The 14,841-nt window shown below is 67.5% G+C and carries 16 protein-coding genes; 12 read left to right on the top strand and 4 right to left on the bottom strand.

Translation table 11 applies throughout. The annotated features are described in order from the left end of the window. Positions 1 to 54 precede the first annotated feature (54 nt). Both ACRDTL_RS04425 and ACRDTL_RS04420 read right to left on the bottom strand, forming a co-directional pair. Positions 55 to 750: a type 1 glutamine amidotransferase gene (locus ACRDTL_RS04425; RefSeq protein ID WP_431505506.1), complete on the bottom strand. Its 696-nt coding sequence runs from the start codon at positions 748 to 750 to the stop codon at positions 55 to 57. Then, entirely contained in the window at positions 747 to 1,976 is a 1,230-nt protein-coding gene (locus ACRDTL_RS04420) for a MurT ligase domain-containing protein (RefSeq protein ID WP_431505505.1), read from the bottom strand. The genes ACRDTL_RS04425 and ACRDTL_RS04420 overlap by 4 nt, the downstream gene beginning before the upstream one ends. Positions 1,977 to 2,164: 188 nt before the next feature. Here ACRDTL_RS04420 and ACRDTL_RS04415 point away from each other — a divergent pair, with 188 nt between their 5' ends. Continuing rightward, the gene (locus ACRDTL_RS04415; protein ID WP_431505504.1) at positions 2,165 to 3,154 is read left to right on the top strand and encodes a DEDDh family exonuclease; all 990 of its coding nucleotides are present in this window, start codon (positions 2,165 to 2,167) and stop codon (positions 3,152 to 3,154) included. Here ACRDTL_RS04415 and leuA read toward each other — a convergent pair. Continuing rightward, on the bottom strand, positions 3,151 to 4,947 hold the full coding sequence (leuA, locus tag ACRDTL_RS04410; RefSeq protein ID WP_431505520.1) for a 2-isopropylmalate synthase: 1,797 nt from the start codon (positions 4,945 to 4,947) through the stop codon (positions 3,151 to 3,153). The genes ACRDTL_RS04415 and leuA overlap by 4 nt on opposite strands. Positions 4,948 to 5,192: 245 nt before the next feature. Between leuA and ACRDTL_RS04405 the strand changes: the two genes are divergently transcribed. From ACRDTL_RS04405 to ACRDTL_RS04390, 4 genes are all read left to right on the top strand, one after another. Further along, on the top strand, positions 5,193 to 5,471 hold the full coding sequence (locus tag ACRDTL_RS04405) for a hypothetical protein (protein WP_431505503.1): 279 nt from the start codon (positions 5,193 to 5,195) through the stop codon (positions 5,469 to 5,471). A gap of 118 nt (positions 5,472 to 5,589) precedes the next feature. Next, entirely contained in the window at positions 5,590 to 6,855 is a 1,266-nt protein-coding gene (locus ACRDTL_RS04400) for an aspartate kinase (RefSeq protein ID WP_431505502.1), read from the top strand. A gap of 2 nt (positions 6,856 to 6,857) precedes the next feature. Then, complete coding sequence (locus ACRDTL_RS04395) at positions 6,858 to 7,901, top strand: aspartate-semialdehyde dehydrogenase (protein ID WP_431505501.1); 1,044 nt, start codon at positions 6,858 to 6,860, stop codon at positions 7,899 to 7,901. A 70-nt stretch (positions 7,902 to 7,971) separates the two neighbouring features. Then, positions 7,972 to 9,048, top strand: a complete 1,077-nt coding sequence (locus ACRDTL_RS04390) for a DUF4185 domain-containing protein (RefSeq protein ID WP_431505500.1) — start codon at positions 7,972 to 7,974, stop codon at positions 9,046 to 9,048. A gap of 110 nt (positions 9,049 to 9,158) precedes the next feature. On the opposite strand, the gene ACRDTL_RS04385 is transcribed toward ACRDTL_RS04390, so the two are convergent. Next, entirely contained in the window at positions 9,159 to 9,317 is a 159-nt protein-coding gene (locus ACRDTL_RS04385) for a hypothetical protein (RefSeq protein ID WP_431505499.1), read from the bottom strand. Positions 9,318 to 9,567: 250 nt separating this feature from the next. On the opposite strand from ACRDTL_RS04385, the gene ACRDTL_RS04380 reads away from it, so the two are divergent. From ACRDTL_RS04380 to egtA, 7 genes are all read left to right on the top strand, one after another. Continuing rightward, positions 9,568 to 9,753 carry a hypothetical protein gene (locus ACRDTL_RS04380; protein WP_431505498.1) on the top strand — a complete coding sequence of 62 codons (186 nt, stop codon included), beginning with the start codon at positions 9,568 to 9,570 and terminating at the stop codon, positions 9,751 to 9,753. A 70-nt stretch (positions 9,754 to 9,823) separates the two neighbouring features. Next, complete coding sequence (locus tag ACRDTL_RS04375; protein WP_431505497.1) at positions 9,824 to 10,324, top strand: hypothetical protein; 501 nt, start codon at positions 9,824 to 9,826, stop codon at positions 10,322 to 10,324. A gap of 63 nt (positions 10,325 to 10,387) precedes the next feature. Continuing rightward, a complete protein-coding gene (locus ACRDTL_RS04370) occupies positions 10,388 to 10,840 on the top strand; it encodes a Fur family transcriptional regulator (RefSeq protein ID WP_431505496.1) in 453 nt (150 codons plus the stop codon). Between the two features lie 18 nt (positions 10,841 to 10,858). Then, the gene (locus tag ACRDTL_RS04365; RefSeq protein ID WP_431505495.1) at positions 10,859 to 12,310 is read left to right on the top strand and encodes a catalase; all 1,452 of its coding nucleotides are present in this window, start codon (positions 10,859 to 10,861) and stop codon (positions 12,308 to 12,310) included. 93 nt (positions 12,311 to 12,403) lie between these two features. Beyond that, positions 12,404 to 12,832: an organic hydroperoxide resistance protein gene (locus tag ACRDTL_RS04360; RefSeq protein WP_431505494.1), complete on the top strand. Its 429-nt coding sequence runs from the start codon at positions 12,404 to 12,406 to the stop codon at positions 12,830 to 12,832. A gap of 1 nt (position 12,833) precedes the next feature. Beyond that, positions 12,834 to 13,478 (top strand): sensor domain-containing protein, encoded by a 645-nt coding sequence (locus ACRDTL_RS04355; protein ID WP_431505493.1) that lies wholly within the window; start codon positions 12,834 to 12,836, stop codon positions 13,476 to 13,478. A 134-nt stretch (positions 13,479 to 13,612) separates the two neighbouring features. Beyond that, on the top strand, positions 13,613 to 14,841 hold a 1,229-nt coding region (egtA, locus tag ACRDTL_RS04350; RefSeq protein ID WP_431505492.1), incomplete at its 3' end, for an ergothioneine biosynthesis glutamate--cysteine ligase EgtA.

The raw sequence follows: 14,841 nt of genomic DNA, 5'->3' as shown, positions 1-14,841 counted from the left end.
CACTGCGACACTCGTCGGCGTGTCGTCGCAGACATTTAAGTGTCGCCGAGGACCTTAGGCCCGCAGCCGTTCTCGGCGCAGCAACTCCACCTCGGGCAGCTCCAACGGCGCGAGCTCGCCCACCACCCGCGCCAGCAGCAGATCGGCCAGCTCCGGGTTCCGTGCCAGGCATGGACCGTGCATGTAGGAGGCGATCACGCTGCCCTGTACGACGCCATCGAAGCCGTCGCCGGCCCGGTTGCCGGACCCCTTCGTCACCACGCCCAGCGGCGAGGCAGCCGGACCGAGCACCGTGCCGCCGCGGTGGTTCTCGAAGCCGGTCAACGGCGCCGCCAGCCCGGCCGGCAGCGGCCTGCTGACCACCTCCCCGATGGTGCGGACCTGCTGCGGTGAGGTCGTCACGTCGAGCAGGCCCACGCCGTCGACGCGTTCCCCCGATGACGTCTCATACCAGCACCCGAGCATCTGGATGGCCGCGCAGATCGCTAACACCGGCGCGCCCCGCGCCGCGGCGCGCTGCAGTCCCGGATGCTCGACGAGATGCCTGGTCGCCAGCCGCTGCGCGTAGTCCTCGGCGCCGCCGAGTGTGTAGAGATCCAACGCCTCGGGGACCGGGTCGGCCAGCGTGATCTCGACGATCTCCGCGGCGATGCCGCGCAGATGCAGCCGCTGCCTCAGCACCAGCGCGTTGCCGCCGTCGCCGTAGGTGCCCATCACGTCGGGCAGCACCAGCCCGATGCCGACCGTCACCGTGAGCGTTCCAACCTGCGCTGCAGCTGCAGGAACGCGGTGTAGTTGGCGACGACCTCCACCCGCCCGGGGGGACACGACGCAATCGCCGCCACCGTGTCGTGCACGAGCGTGTGCCGCACATCGGCGTACCCGAGCCGCACCGCCAGATCCGTGCCACGCTCGCCCGCGGCCACCACCGGAACCCCTTCGAAGTGTTCGAAGCGCACGTCCCACAGCCAGGACAGATCCTCCCCGTCGGGCACCCGCCCGTTGACCGAGATAACGACCGCGGCGGCGTGCTTGTCCACCATCGACAGCGCCTCCTGCCACCCGGCCGGATTCTTGGCCAGCAGCATCCGCACGGTGTGTTCGCCAACCTGGACGATCCGGTACCGACCCGCGACCTCGTCGACCCCGGACACGGCCGCCACCGCGGCCGCCGGATCGGCCCCCAGTGCGACGGCGGCGGCCACGGCCTGGGCGGCGTTGCCGCGATTCACCGCCCCGGGCAGTGCCGGCCGCATCGGCAACACCAACCCGTTGGGCCCATAGAGCCGCTCGTCGTCGAACCACCAGTGCGGGCTGGGTCGCTTGAAGTCCGTGCCGGCCGAATACCAGTGTTCTTTGTCGCGAACGATCACTTCGCCGCTGCGCGGGCAGCTCACCGAGTCGGCCGACCAGCCGCCGCCCGCCGCCACCCACACCACATCGGTGCTGTCGTAGGCGGCCGACGTCATCAGCACGTCGTCGCAGTTGGCGACGACCACCGTTTTCGGGTGTCGGGCCAGCCCGGCCCGCAGCGTCCGCTCGATCACGTTGATCTCGCCCACGCGATCCAGCTGGTCGCGGGACAGGTTGAGTAGAACAACAACACTGGGGTCGGTGACGTCCGCTACGTGCGGCACGTGCATCTCGTCGACCTCGAGAGCGGCCAGCGGCGCGTTACGGTCGGCGGCCAGCGCCGCCACCAGTCCGGCGTCCATGTTGGCGCCTTCGGCGTTGGTGGCGACTGCGCCGAGGGTGCGCAGTGCGGCGGCGATCATCCGGGTGGTCGTCGATTTGCCGTTGGTGCCGGTGACAATCACCGTGCGCCGCCCGGCTGAAAGCTGACGCAGAATCGAGCGGTCCAGCGTCATCGCCACCAAGCCGCCGATCATCGAGCCGGCCCCTCGGCCGGTCACCCGCGATGCCCACCGCACGCCGGCTCCGGTGGCCAGTGCGAGGCGTCCTCGGGCGGTAATCACCCGCGCAGTTTAAGGGCGATCGCAAGCGCGGCGCTTGCGCCGGGCGCGGCGGGTCGCCCTCGTCGAGTTAAGGGCGATCGCAAGCGCGGCGCTTGCGCCGGGCGCGGCGGGTCGCCCTCATCGAGTTAAGTTCACGACACGACGCGCAGCGAACCGGCGATGTCGGTTCGACGTGTCATCCTGCATTTATGGGGAGCGTCTGGGGCCGGCCAGCCAGTGAACCGGGCGCGGGATGGGCCGTCATCGATGTCGAGACCTCGGGCTTTCGGCCGGGTCAGGCGCGGATCATCAGCCTGGCGGCGTTGGCCGTCGACGCCGACGGGCGCATCGAGGAATCCGTGGTCAGCCTGCTCAACCCCGGGGTCGACCCGGGTCCTACCCACGTCCACGGTCTGACCGCCGCCATGCTCGAGGACCAGCCGCAATTCGCCGACATCGTCGAAGAAGTGGTGGAGCTGCTGCGCGGCCGCACGCTGGTCGCGCACAACGTGGCGTTCGACTACGCATTCCTCGCCGCCGAGGCCGAGATCGCCGACACCGAACTCCCCGTCGACAGCGTGATGTGCACGGTCGAGCTGGCCCGGCGGCTCGGGCTCGGCACCGACAACCTACGGCTGGAGACGCTGGCCGCGCACTGGGGGGTGGCCCAGCAGCGACCGCACGACGCATTCGACGACGCGCTGGTGCTGACCCGGGTACTGGCCGCCGCACTGGAGCGGGCCCGCGATCGTGACGTGTGGCTGCCGGTGCGGCCGGTGACCCGGCGCAGCTGGCCCAACGGCCGGATCACCCACGACGAGTTGCGACCGCTGAAGATGCTGGCGTCGCGGATGTCGTGCCCGTACCTCAACCCGGGCCGCTACGTTCGGGGCCGGCCGCTGGTACAGGGCATGCGGGTCGCCTTGGCGGCCGAGGTGCGACGCACCCACGAGGAGCTGGTGGAGCGGATTCTGCACGCCGGATTGGCCTACACCGATACCGTCGACCGCGAAACATCGCTGGTGGTGTGCAACGAGCCCCGGGCAGGACAGGGCAAGGGCTATCTGGCCCGCGAACTCGGGGTGCCGCTCGTCTCCGACGCACAGTTCATGGACAGGATCGCCACCGTCACGGGCGGCACCGGGATCGAGGAGTTCGCCGACGCCACCGCCCCTGCCGAGCAGTTCGCGCTTTTTTAGCCCCGCGAAGCCCGGTTGACCGCCGATACGACGGCGCGCAGTGACGCGATGGTGATCGACGACGCAATGCCAACTCCCCACACGACATTGCCGGCCACCGCAGCTTCCACATAGGCCGCGGCCTGGGCATCGCCGCCGGCGCTCATCGCGTGTTCGGAGTAATCCAGCACCGCCACGTCGAATCCGACATGGCCCAGCGCATCGACAAACGCGGCCAGCGGGCCGTTGCCGGTGCCGCTGATCTCGGTGTCCACGCCGTTGATCTTGACCGTTGCGACGATGCTGGTGATCCCACCGTCGTCCTCAGCGGCATCCACCCGCTGCTTGATCCGCTCCAGCGGCCGCACCGGGGCCAGGTACTCCTCGGCGAACGCGTCCCACATCTCCTTCGGGCTGACTTCGCCCCCTTCTCCCTCGCTGATCTTCTGGATCGCCTGGGAGAACTCGATCTGCAGCCGGCGCGGCAGCGCCAGGCCGTGGTCGGCTTTCATGATGTAGGCCACCCCGCCCTTGCCGGACTGCGAGTTGACCCGGATCACCGCCTCATAAGTGCGGCCGACGTCACGCGGGTCGATCGGCAGATAGGGCACCTGCCAGAGCATGTCGTCGACGTCGGAATCGGCCTCATCGGCCGCGATCTTCATCGCGTCCAGCCCCTTGTTGATGGCGTCCTGGTGGCTGCCGGAGAACGCGGTGTAGACGAGGTCGCCACCGTACGGATGGCGCTCGGGCACCGGCAATTGGTTGCAGTACTCAACGGTGCGCCGGATTTCGTCGATGTTGGAGAAGTCGATCTGCGGGTCCACACCGCGGGAGAACAGGTTCAACCCCAGCGTCACCAGGCACACATTGCCGGTGCGTTCGCCGTTGCCGAACAGACAGCCCTCGATCCGGTCTGCGCCGGCCTGATAGCCCAATTCGGCTGCGGCAACGGCAGTTCCGCGGTCGTTGTGCGGATGCAGGCTTAGGATCACCGAATCGCGGCGTCTCAAATTCCGGCTCATCCACTCGATCGAGTCGGCGTAAACATTGGCCGTGGCCATTTCCACGGTGGCCGGCAGGTTGAAGATGATCGGGTCATCCGGCGTGGGTTCAATGACGTCGCCGACCGCGTCGCACACCTGCTTGGCGTACTCCAACTCGGTGCCCGTGTAGGACTCCGGCGAGTACTCGAACCGCCACCGGGTGCCGGGATAGCGGGCGGCCTCGTCGACGCACTTGCGGGCGCCGTCGGTGGCGATCTTCTGCACGGCCGACCGGTCGGCGCGGAACACCACGTGCCGCTGCAGGATCGACGTCGAATTGTAGAAGTGCACGATCGCCCGGGGCGCGCCCTCGCACGCGGTGAAGGTTCGCTCGATCAACTCCGGACGGCATTGGGTCAGCACCTGGATGGTGACGTCGTCGGGGATCGCGTCCTGCGCGATGATCTCGCGGATGAAGTCGAAATCGGTTTGGCTGGCCGACGGGAACCCGACCTCGATCTCCTTGTAACCCATCGTGACCAGCAGGTCGAACATGCGGCGTTTGCGGGCCGGGCTCATCGGATCGATCAGCGCCTGGTTGCCGTCGCGCAGGTCGACCGCGCACCACATCGGCGCCTTGCCGATCACCCGGTCGGGCCAGTTGCGGTCCGCCAACAGGACGGGTTCGACCTCCTCGGCGAACGAACGATAGCGGCTGATCGGCATCGCCGAGCCGCGCTGGGTGTTCCACGCGGGCTGGCCGCGGTGGGGCGCGCCGGTGGGTTTTGCGATGGATCGGGCGGATCTGAACGCGTCGGGGGAATCCATCGGCGATGGGGAGAAGCTGGTCACGGTGATTGCTCCGGTGGGTGGGGGAGGCCCGTAGCGGCCTCAGAACTTCTTCAGACCGGCGCATCGCGAACCCCGCGACGGGAAGCCGGTCTGTGATCAGACCCCGTCGCGGCGTCCGAGGAGGAACACCCGCTGCACGATCTGAACTTTACCGCGACCGGCCCCGCTACCAAAACGCAGGCCGAACCCGGCCATGGCGCCGGCTGCTAATATCTGCGACCGTGGCACCCACTCCCTGGTATCGCAAGCCCGTGGTGCTGTTGAGCGTGGTCCTCGCGGTCCTGGTCGTGCTGATCATTTGGGGCATCATCGCGCTGTTCACCGGGAACCAGGGCGGCGCTCCCTCCGTAACGACGACGACGCCGGCGACAACCACGTCCGCGCCGGCGACCACCACCTCGACGTCGGGAGAGTTCCACCTGCCCTCGACGATCAAGTTGCCGTCGACGATCACGCTTCCGTCGCTGCCGTCGACGATCACCCTGCCGTCGCTGCCGTAGCCGCGAGCGGTTTCGGTCGGCCCGGGCCTGCAAGCGCGTCTAAACACGCACAGTCGGCGCACGTATTCTGATGTCGACCTGAGATGGCAGGGCCGGAAAGCGGCCAGAAAGGATCGAAGTGGCGCTCGTCGTGCAGAAGTACGGCGGATCATCGGTGGCCGACGCCGAGCGAATCCGTCGTGTCGCCGAGCGCATCGTCGAAACCAAGAAGCAGGGCAACGACATCGTCGTGGTGGTCTCGGCGATGGGCGACACCACCGATGGCCTGCTCGAACTGGCCCAGCAGGTGTGCCCGGCGCCGCCCGCCCGCGAACTGGACATGCTGCTGACCGCCGGCGAACGCATCTCCAACGCGCTGGTGGCGATGGCGATCGAATCGCTGGGTTCGCAGGCGCGCTCGTTCACCGGCTCGCAGGCCGGGGTCATCACCACCGGCGCCCACGGCAAAGCGAAGATCATCGATGTCACCCCCGCCCGGGTGCAGGCCGCCCTGGATGAGGGCCAGGTCGTGCTCGTCGCCGGGTTCCAGGGCGTCAGCCAGGACACCAAGAACGTCACCACGCTGGGCCGCGGCGGCTCGGACACCACCGCGGTCGCGCTGGCCGCGGCGCTGGGCGCCGACGTCTGCGAGATCTACACGGACGTCGACGGCATCTTCAGCGCCGACCCGCGGATCGTGTCCAATGCCCGGCGGTTGTCGACGGTCACCTTCGAGGAGATGCTCGAAATGGCCGCCTGCGGCGCCAAGGTGCTGATGCTGCGTTGCGTGGAATACGCCCGTCGCTACAACATTCCGGTGCACGTCCGGTCGTCGTATTCGGACAAGCCCGGTACCGTCGTCACCGGATCGATCAAGGACATTCCCATGGAAGACCCCATCCTGACCGGCGTCGCGCATGATCGCAGCGAGGCCAAGGTGACCATCGTCGGCATACCCGACATTCCGGGTTATGCGGCCAAGATATTCCGCGCGGTCGCCGACGCCGACATCAACATCGACATGGTGCTGCAGAACGTGTCCAAGGTCGAGGACGGCAAGACCGACATCACGTTCACCTGCCCGCGGGACAACGGACCGTCCGCGGTGGAGAAGCTCGAGTCGCTCAAGGAGGAGATCGGCTTTTCGCAGGTGCTCTACGACGACCACATCGGCAAGGTGTCGTTGATCGGTGCGGGAATGCGTAGCCATCCCGGCGTCACCGCCACGTTCTGCGAGGCGCTGGCGGGGGTCGGGGTCAACATCGATCTGATTTCCACCTCCGAAATCCGGATTTCGGTGCTGTGCCGCGACACCGAGCTGGACAAGGCCGTTGTCGCGCTGCACGAAGCGTTCGGGCTGAGCGGTGAGGAACAAGCGACCGTCTACGCCGGGACGGGACGTTAGCGATGGCTGCTGATCGTCTATCACTGGGAATAGTCGGTGCCACCGGGCAGGTGGGCCAGGTGATGCGCGCGTTGCTCGACGACCGCGACTTTCCGGCGACCAGTGTGCGGTTTTTCGCGTCGGCCCGTTCGCAGGGTCGCAAGCTGGCGTTCCGCGGGCAGGAGATCGAGGTCGAGGACGCCGAAACGGCCGACCCGGCAGGGCTGGACATCGCGCTGTTCTCCGCCGGGGCGACAATGTCCCGGGTGCAGGCGCCGCGATTCGCCGCCGCCGGGGTGACGGTGATCGACAACTCCTCGGCATGGCGTAAAGATCCCGACGTGCCGCTGGTGGTCTCCGAAGTGAACTTCGCTGCCGCCAAGAACCGGCCGAAAGGCATTATCGCCAACCCGAACTGCACCACGATGGCCGCGATGCCGGTGCTCAAGGTGCTGCACGACGAGGCGCAGCTGGTACGCCTGGTGGCGTCCACCTACCAGGCCGTCTCCGGCAGCGGGGTGGCCGGAGTGGCGGAGCTGGCCGGGCAGGCCCGCGCCGTCGTCGACGGCGCCGAGACGCTGGTGCACGACGGCGGCGGGTTGGCGTTCCCCACGCCGAAGACCTATGTCGCGCCGATCGCGTTCAACGTGGTGCCGCTGGCCGGATCGCTGGTTGACGACGGCTCAGGCGAGACCGACGAGGATCAGAAGCTGCGCAACGAAAGCCGCCGGATTTTGGGTATTCCCGACCTGCTGGTCAGCGGCACGTGCGTGCGGGTTCCGGTGTTCACCGGTCACTGCTTATCGATCAACGCCGAGTTCGCACAACCGCTTTCGCCGGAGCGCGCCCGCGAGTTGCTGGACGGCGCCCCCGGTGTCAAGCTGGCCGACGTGCCGACACCACTGGCAGCGGCCGGTATCGACGAATCACTGGTCGGCCGGATCCGGCTCGACCCGGGTGTGCCGGACGGGCGTGGCCTCGTGCTGTTCGTCGCGGGCGACAATCTGCGTAAGGGCGCGGCGCTGAACACGATCCAGATCGCCGAGCTGCTGGCCGCCGAATTGTGACCCTGGGGTGAGCCCGGCTAGTCGCCTATCGCTGCTGGTCGCGTGTTGGCTTGCCACGCAAAATGTTTCGATGGCCTATGCCGATCCGCCGGCGCCGATGCCCGAGCCGATCCTGCAACCGCTGGCACCCGGTGAGGTGATCCGGATCGGTCCAACCGCGGGCACCGGTACGCCGACCCGTGACTACGGCATCGGCGCCACCGACCTGTGCGCGTTCATGGCGTTTCCCACCGAGGTGCTCCAGGTGTGCGGGGACAGCTTCCCCGGACAGGGCGTCGGCTTCGGCGGCTCCTATGCGCCGATCGCGTTGCGGGTGGACACTTCCTCGGTCGACGAGCCGACCGGGGTGCGCTACACCGGGGTCACCGGGGTGGGGGAGCCATTGTTGGCCGACCCGACACCGCCGGGTGTGTCGCAGCTGCCGGCCGGTGTGGTGCAGATCAACCGGCAGAACTACCTGCTGGTCACCAACGCCAAAGAACTGGTGCCGCAGAATTCCCGACTGGTGAAAGCTCAACCGATGCACGGATATTGGCAGACCGTGCCGGGGTCGGTGCGGGAAGAGTCCTACCAGGGCGGCGGTCAGTCTCAGATCAGCGGCTTCTACGACCCGATTCCGACGGCCGAGTCGCCCAGCGGGTGGGTGTATATCGTCGCCGACAACTTCGACCGCAGCCGGCCGGTGGTGCTGTACCGGGCCACACCGGAAAACTTCCCCGACCGCTCCCGCTGGCAGGGCTGGGCGTCCGGGCCCGACGGCGGCTGGAATAAACCACCAACACCGTTGTGGGGCGACATCGTTGGTGAGATGAGCTTTCAGCAGATCGACGGCAAGGCGGTGCTGTCGTATTTCAACGCCAGCACCGGCGACATGGAAGTACGGGTCGCTGATGATCCGACCTCGCTGGGCACCGCGCCGGTTACCACGGTGGTGCAGCACGACGAGTGGCCCGATCCTGCCGAAAGCCTGCCGCCGCCATACGACAACCGACTGGCCCAGCCCTACGGGGGCTACGTCTCCCCCGGTTCGACGCTCGACGAGTTACGGATATTCGTCAGCCAGTGGCACAACAGCGATCCGCGGGCCCGCGCGCCATACCGGGTGATCCAGTTTGCGGTCAACCCGTTCAAGCCGGACGACTCATAGCTTGTTCATAGCCAAGACCTAGCCGGCACTAGTCGTTGGGGCCGCATCATTCCGGCATGAGTGAAACACCTGAAACACCAACCAGGCGGACTTCGGTCGCCACAACGCCATCAGACTCGCAGCCGTCCAAGCCGTATTGGCTCTACCGGTTCGCGGCCTGGGTAACGATCGTCGCGGGGATCGTATTCGTCGCGTCGGTGATCTTCTTCTCCGGTGCGATTCTGACCCACCACGGCCATCACCACCATCATCACCACCACCACCGGCATCACCACTCCTTGTACCAAAAGGGCAACCGGGGCCCGGGTGGCGGGGGTCCGGGTGCCGTCACGCCCGGACCCGGGCAGCCGCCGCAGTCCGTGGCACCATCGACTGCGCCGGCGCGTCCGTAGCACATTCCCACGTCCACAAGCCCGGCGTCCCACTGGGACGCCGGGCTTCCCAGCGTCATGAGCACGCCGCGATCCCATGGCCGATGGCCACCTGCGGTCGCCGCCGGCCTGAGGCATTATGCGAGGTATGAGTGAGACACCTGAACCGTCGGTCCCGCCAGCTCCCGCCACGCCGCCGCCGGCGGTCGCCGCACCGCCGTCAAACCCCGGCCGGCTCTATCGGGCGGCGGCATGGGTTGCCATCGTCGCGGGAATCCTGTTCATCGCAGTGACGATCGTGTGGTTCATCTGCGTGCTCGCCTGTTGGCAGTAATGCAGGTAATTCATCGGCATTTCACGCCGGCCCCTTCCATAGCCGTGCGCCGTGTCGGCATTATCGAGGTATGACTGAAACACCTGCACCGCCGCCGCCGGCTCCTGCGCCACCGCCGTTCTTCGCGGCTAAGCCCGGTCGGCTTTTCCAGACCGCAGCATGGGTGGTGATCGTCGCCGGCGTCGTTTTCGTGGTGGCGGTCATCTTCTTCTCCGGTGCCTTCGTCACCGGCCACGGCCACTATCGCCATCACCACCACGGCATGTACCAGCCCGGCGGACCGCCACCGCCGCCCGGGGCCGGCCAGTGGCTGTTCGTCTTTCCCGGCGGACCCGGCATGGGCCCCGGCGGACCCGGTATGGGCCCCGGCGGTCCCGGTATGGGCCCCGGCGGTCCCGGTATGGGCCCCGGCGGTCCCGGTATGGGGCCAGGCGGTCCCGGTATGGGCCCGGGCGGTCCCGGTGGTCCCGGTATGGGGCCGATGATGCCCGGTATGGGTCCCGGTATGGGTCCCGGCCAGCCGCCGTCGCCGCCGACCACCGCTCCGATCCCCCCGCCGCCGCGCCGATAGGCGCCGATCCGGAGGCGCTGCCCTTTTCTTGACCTACTCCAGAAAAGGGGCATACTGAGGGACGTGACCTCCGCGTCGCACGACGATGAGGCCGGCGCTTTACTCAAGAGAGCCGGGCTGCGGGTCACAGCGCCGCGTGTCGCCGTGTTGGAAGTGCTTGCCGCCCATCCACATTCGACCGCTGACGACGTCGCCAAGCAGGTGCGCGCCGTGTTGGGTTCGGTGTCCATCCAGGCTGTTTACAACGTGTTGCGCGCATGTGTTGGCGCCGGCCTGATTCGTCGGATCGAACCTGCGGGGTCGCCGACGCTCTATGAGACCCGCACCGGCGACAACCATCACCATTTTGTCTGCCGGGTCTGCGGCGGGGTCGCCGACGTCGACTGTGTCGTCGGTGCCGCTCCTTGCCTTGAGCCGTCGGATTTCTCCGGTTGCGATGTGGATGAGGCTGAGGTGGTCTTCTGGGGTAGCTGCGCGAACTGCCGTGGCGGACAAGCGATTTCGGTAAGCCCATGACAGCGAGGAGATTGCGAGATGACGGAACGCTATACGACGACTGACACCGGCGCGCCCGCGCCCAGTGACGACGCCTCGTTGACGATCGGCCCCGACGGCCCGATCCTGCTGCAAGACCACTACCTGATCGAGCAGATGGCCATGTTCAACCGGGAGCGCACCCCGGAGCGGCAACCGCACGCCAAAGGTGGCGGCGCCTTCGGTCATTTCGAGGTGACCGCCGACGTCAGCCAGTACACCCGGGCTGCGGTGTTCCAGCCCGGCACCAAGACGGAGATGCTGGCCCGATTCTCCACGGTGGCCGGCGAGCGGGGCAGCCCAGACACCTGGCGCGACGTTCGCGGGTACGCGCTCAAGTTCTACACCTCGGAGGGCAACTTCGACATCGTCGGCAACAACACCCCGGTGTTCTTCTTCCGGGACCCGCTGAAGTTTCAGCACTTCATCCGCTCACAGAAACGCCGCATAGCAAGCAACCTGCGGGATAACAACATGCAGTGGGACTTCTGGACGCTTTCGCCCGAGTCGGCGCACCAGGTGACGTACCTGATGGGTGACCGAGGCCTGCCGAGGAGTTGGCGGCACATGAACGGCTACTCCAGCCACACCTACAGCTGGATCAACGCCGCCGGCGAGATCTTCTGGGTGAAGTACCACTTCAAGAGCGATCAGGGAGTCGAGTTCCTCACCCAGGAGGAGGGCGACCGGCTGGCCGGAACCGACGGCGACTACCACCAGCGCGACCTCTATCAGGCGATCGAACGCGGCGAGTATCCGAGCTGGTCGGTGAAGGTCCAGATCATGCCGTTCGAGGAGGCCAAGACCTACCGGCTGAACCCGTTCGACCTGACCAAGGTCTGGCCGCACCGCGATTACCCGTTGATCGATGTCGGCAGGTACACGCTGGACCGCAACGTTTCCGATTACCACGCCGAGATGGAGCAAGCGGCGTTCGAGCCGAACAACGTGGTGCCCGGAACCGGGTTGAGCCCGGACAAGATGCTGCTCGCGCGGGGCTTTTCCTATGCCGACGCGCATCGCGCCCGGATCGGCACCAACTACAACCAGCTGCCGGTCAACGCGCCGAAGGTGGACGTGCACAGTTACTCCAAAGACGGTGCGATGCGGTTCCGCAACGCGTCCGACCCGGTGTACGCACCGAACTCGGTCGGCGGCCCCAAAGCCGACCCGTCGCGTGCTTCCGAGGTGCACTGGGCCGCGGACGGGGAGATGGTCCGCGCCGCGTACACGCTGCGTAAAGACGACGACGACTGGAGTCAGGCGGGCGCGTTGGTGCGCGATGTTTTGGACGACGCCGCGCGGGAACGCTTGGTCCACAACATCGTTGGGCATGTCTCCAAAGGTGTCGAAGAACCGGTGCTCTCGCGGGTGTTCGACTACTGGCGCAACGTCGACGCCGATCTCGCCAAGTTGATAGAGGAGGGCGTCCGCGCCAAGCTGAACCACTAAGACCGGTTCGCGAAGCAGAAGCCAGGGTCGTGATTTCCGGAAAACCACAGCCCTGGGTTCTGTTTCGTCAGCACGGTTGGCATGATCGAGCCCATGAGTATCGAAGTCGTTTACACAGCGGAGTCCACTGCCACCGGGGGAGGCCGGGACGGGAAGGTGACGTCGTCGGACGGCCGGCTCGACCTCGAGACCCGCCCGCCCACGACGATGGGCGGCAGTGGCGAGGGCACCAACCCCGAGCAGCTGTTCTCGGCCGGATACGCCGCCTGCTTCCTCGGCGCGCTGCGCCTGGTCGCCCGCAGCGCCAAAATCCAGCTCGACGACGCCACCTCCATCACCGTCCAGGTCGGGTTCGGCAAAGACTCCAAGGGCGGTTTCGGGTTGACCGGCAACATCGTCGGCAACCTGCCGGGGCTGGACCAGAAGACCGCCGACGACTTGATGGATCAGGCTCACCATGTGTGCCCGTACTCCAACGCCACCCGGGGCAACGTCGACGTTGACGTGTCGGCCAAGGTCTAGCGTGCGGATCACCGCCGCGGCGATGACCATGGCGGCGGTCGCCGTAACATCCGCGCCCCCGGTCGTGGCGGCCGGTCCGTCGGACCCCGGCGTGGTGAATTACGCGGTGCTCGGCAAGGGGTCGGTGGGCAACATCGTCGGCGGGCCGATGCGCGAGGAATCGGTGTTCACCGCGCCGTTCCAGTCGTACTGGGTCGACGACCCGGTCTGCAACAACTGGGCAGACATCGGCCTGCCGGAGGTCTATAACGATCCCGACCTCGCGTCGTTCAACGGCGCCGCAACGCAGACCTCGCCCACCGACCAGACCCACTTCGTCAAACAGGCGGTCGGTGTCTTCGCCACCGGCGACGCTGCCGGCCGGGCATTTCACCGCGTCACCGACCGCACCGCCGGCTGCTCCGGACAGACCACCGCAATGCACCTGGACAACGGCACCACCGAGGTGTGGTCTTTTGACGGCGGCCCGGCCACCGCCACCGACGCGGCATGGACCAAGCAGGAAGCCGGCACCGACCGCCGATGTTTCACCCAGACTCGGTTGCGGGAGAACGTGCTGCTGCAAGCCAAGGTCTGTCAGTCGGGCAATGGCGGTCCGGCGGTAAACGTGCTGGCCGGGGCCATGGAGAACGCACTCGGCCAATAACGCGGGGTGCGTCGCTCCAACGCCGGGGAATATGTCGGTGCCGTCGGTGAAGATGGAAGCTACGACTATCGTGGCGATAGCCGCGCGCAACCAACGGTCCGCGACCGAGGTCCGGGCCCGAAGGGATCGGGAATATGGCGTTTGCCGTCGCGTCGCAGCTGGATCAGACCTGCCTCGCCGATGGCCAACTTGCTGGTTCGTCGGACGCCGCGCGGTACCTCACCGACACGTGCCTGACCGATGCTGTGCTGGGGCGGGTGGGCCTGGAGCTCGAGGCGCATTGCTTCGACCCGGTCGAGCCGCGCCGCAGGCCGTCCTGGGACGAAATCAGCGGTGTGATCGGGTCACTTCCGGTGTTGCCGGGGGGCAGCGTGGTCACTGTCGAACCGGGTGGCGCGGTGGAATTGTCGGGCCCGCCGGTAACCGGTGTGGTGCCGGCAATCGAGGCGATGAGCAGCGACCAACGGGTGCTGCGGAAGACCTTCGCCGAGGCCGGCCTGGGGCTGGTGTTGCTGGGCACCGACCCGTTACGGCCGGCCCGGCGCATCAATCCGGGGCTGCGTTATCGCGCCATGGAACAGTTCTTCACCGCCAGCCACACCGGTGCGGCCGGCGCGGCGATGATGACGTCAACGGCCTCGATTCAGGTCAACCTCGACGCCGGTCCGCGGCCCGGCTGGGCGGCGCGGGTCAGATTGGCGCATGCGCTGGGCCCCACCATGGTCGCGATGGCCGCCAATTCCCCGCTGCTGGGCGCCAAGTTCTCCGGCTGGCAGTCGACCCGCCAGCGGGTGTGGAGCGAGCTGGACGCCGCGCGGTGCGGACCCATCTTGACGGCCAGCGGCGAGGATCCGGGCACCGACTGGGCGCGCTACGCGCTGAAGGCGCCGGTGATGCTGGTGCACAGCCCTAACGCCGTGCCGCTCACGCACTACGTGCCGTTCATCGAGTGGGCCGACGGCCGCACCCTGCTGGGCGGCCGCCGTCCCACCACCGCCGATCTGGACTACCACCTGACCACGCTGTTTCCGCCGGTGCGCCCGCGCGGCTGGCTGGAGATCCGCTACCTGGACAGCGTTCCCGACGACGTCTGGCCCGCGGTGGTGTTCACCCTGGTGGCGCTGCTGGACGACGCCGACGCCGCCGACATCGCGGCCGAAGCCGTCGAACCCGTCGCCACCGCCTGGGACACCGCGGCCCGCATCGGGCTGGCCGACCCGCGACTGCATACCGCGGCGAACAGATGCGTGGCCACCGCCGCCGACCGGGCCCCCGGTCAACTCCACGACGCAATGACCCGCCTGGTCCAGGCCGTCGAACAGGGCCGCTGCCCCGCCGACGACTTCTCTGACCGGGTGATCGA

This window comes from Mycobacterium sp., from assembly GCF_050700595.1.
GTDB lineage: Bacteria > Actinomycetota > Actinomycetes > Mycobacteriales > Mycobacteriaceae > Mycobacterium.
The sequence above is the reverse complement of the archived record's forward strand: the minus strand, read 5'-3'. Positions and strand labels throughout refer to the sequence as shown.

Bases quoted from the DNA above. Each gene is read 5' to 3' on its own strand.
- ACRDTL_RS04415 (WP_431505504.1), top strand. From the start codon at position 2,165: ATGGGGAGCGTCTGGGGCCGGCCAGCCAGTGAACCGGGCGCGGGATGG.
- leuA (WP_431505520.1), bottom strand. From the start codon at position 4,947: ATGGATTCCCCCGACGCGTTCAGATCCGCCCGATCCATCGCAAAACCC.
- ACRDTL_RS04395 (WP_431505501.1), top strand. From the start codon at position 6,858: ATGGCTGCTGATCGTCTATCACTGGGAATAGTCGGTGCCACCGGGCAG.
- ACRDTL_RS04390 (WP_431505500.1), top strand. From the start codon at position 7,972: ATGGCCTATGCCGATCCGCCGGCGCCGATGCCCGAGCCGATCCTGCAA.
- ACRDTL_RS04385 (WP_431505499.1), bottom strand. From the start codon at position 9,317: ATGCCGGTGGTGGTGGTGATGATGGTGGTGATGGCCGTGGTGGGTCAG.
- ACRDTL_RS04380 (WP_431505498.1), top strand. From the start codon at position 9,568: ATGAGTGAGACACCTGAACCGTCGGTCCCGCCAGCTCCCGCCACGCCG.
- ACRDTL_RS04375 (WP_431505497.1), top strand. From the start codon at position 9,824: ATGACTGAAACACCTGCACCGCCGCCGCCGGCTCCTGCGCCACCGCCG.
- ACRDTL_RS04365 (WP_431505495.1), top strand. From the start codon at position 10,859: ATGACGGAACGCTATACGACGACTGACACCGGCGCGCCCGCGCCCAGT.
- ACRDTL_RS04360 (WP_431505494.1), top strand. From the start codon at position 12,404: ATGAGTATCGAAGTCGTTTACACAGCGGAGTCCACTGCCACCGGGGGA.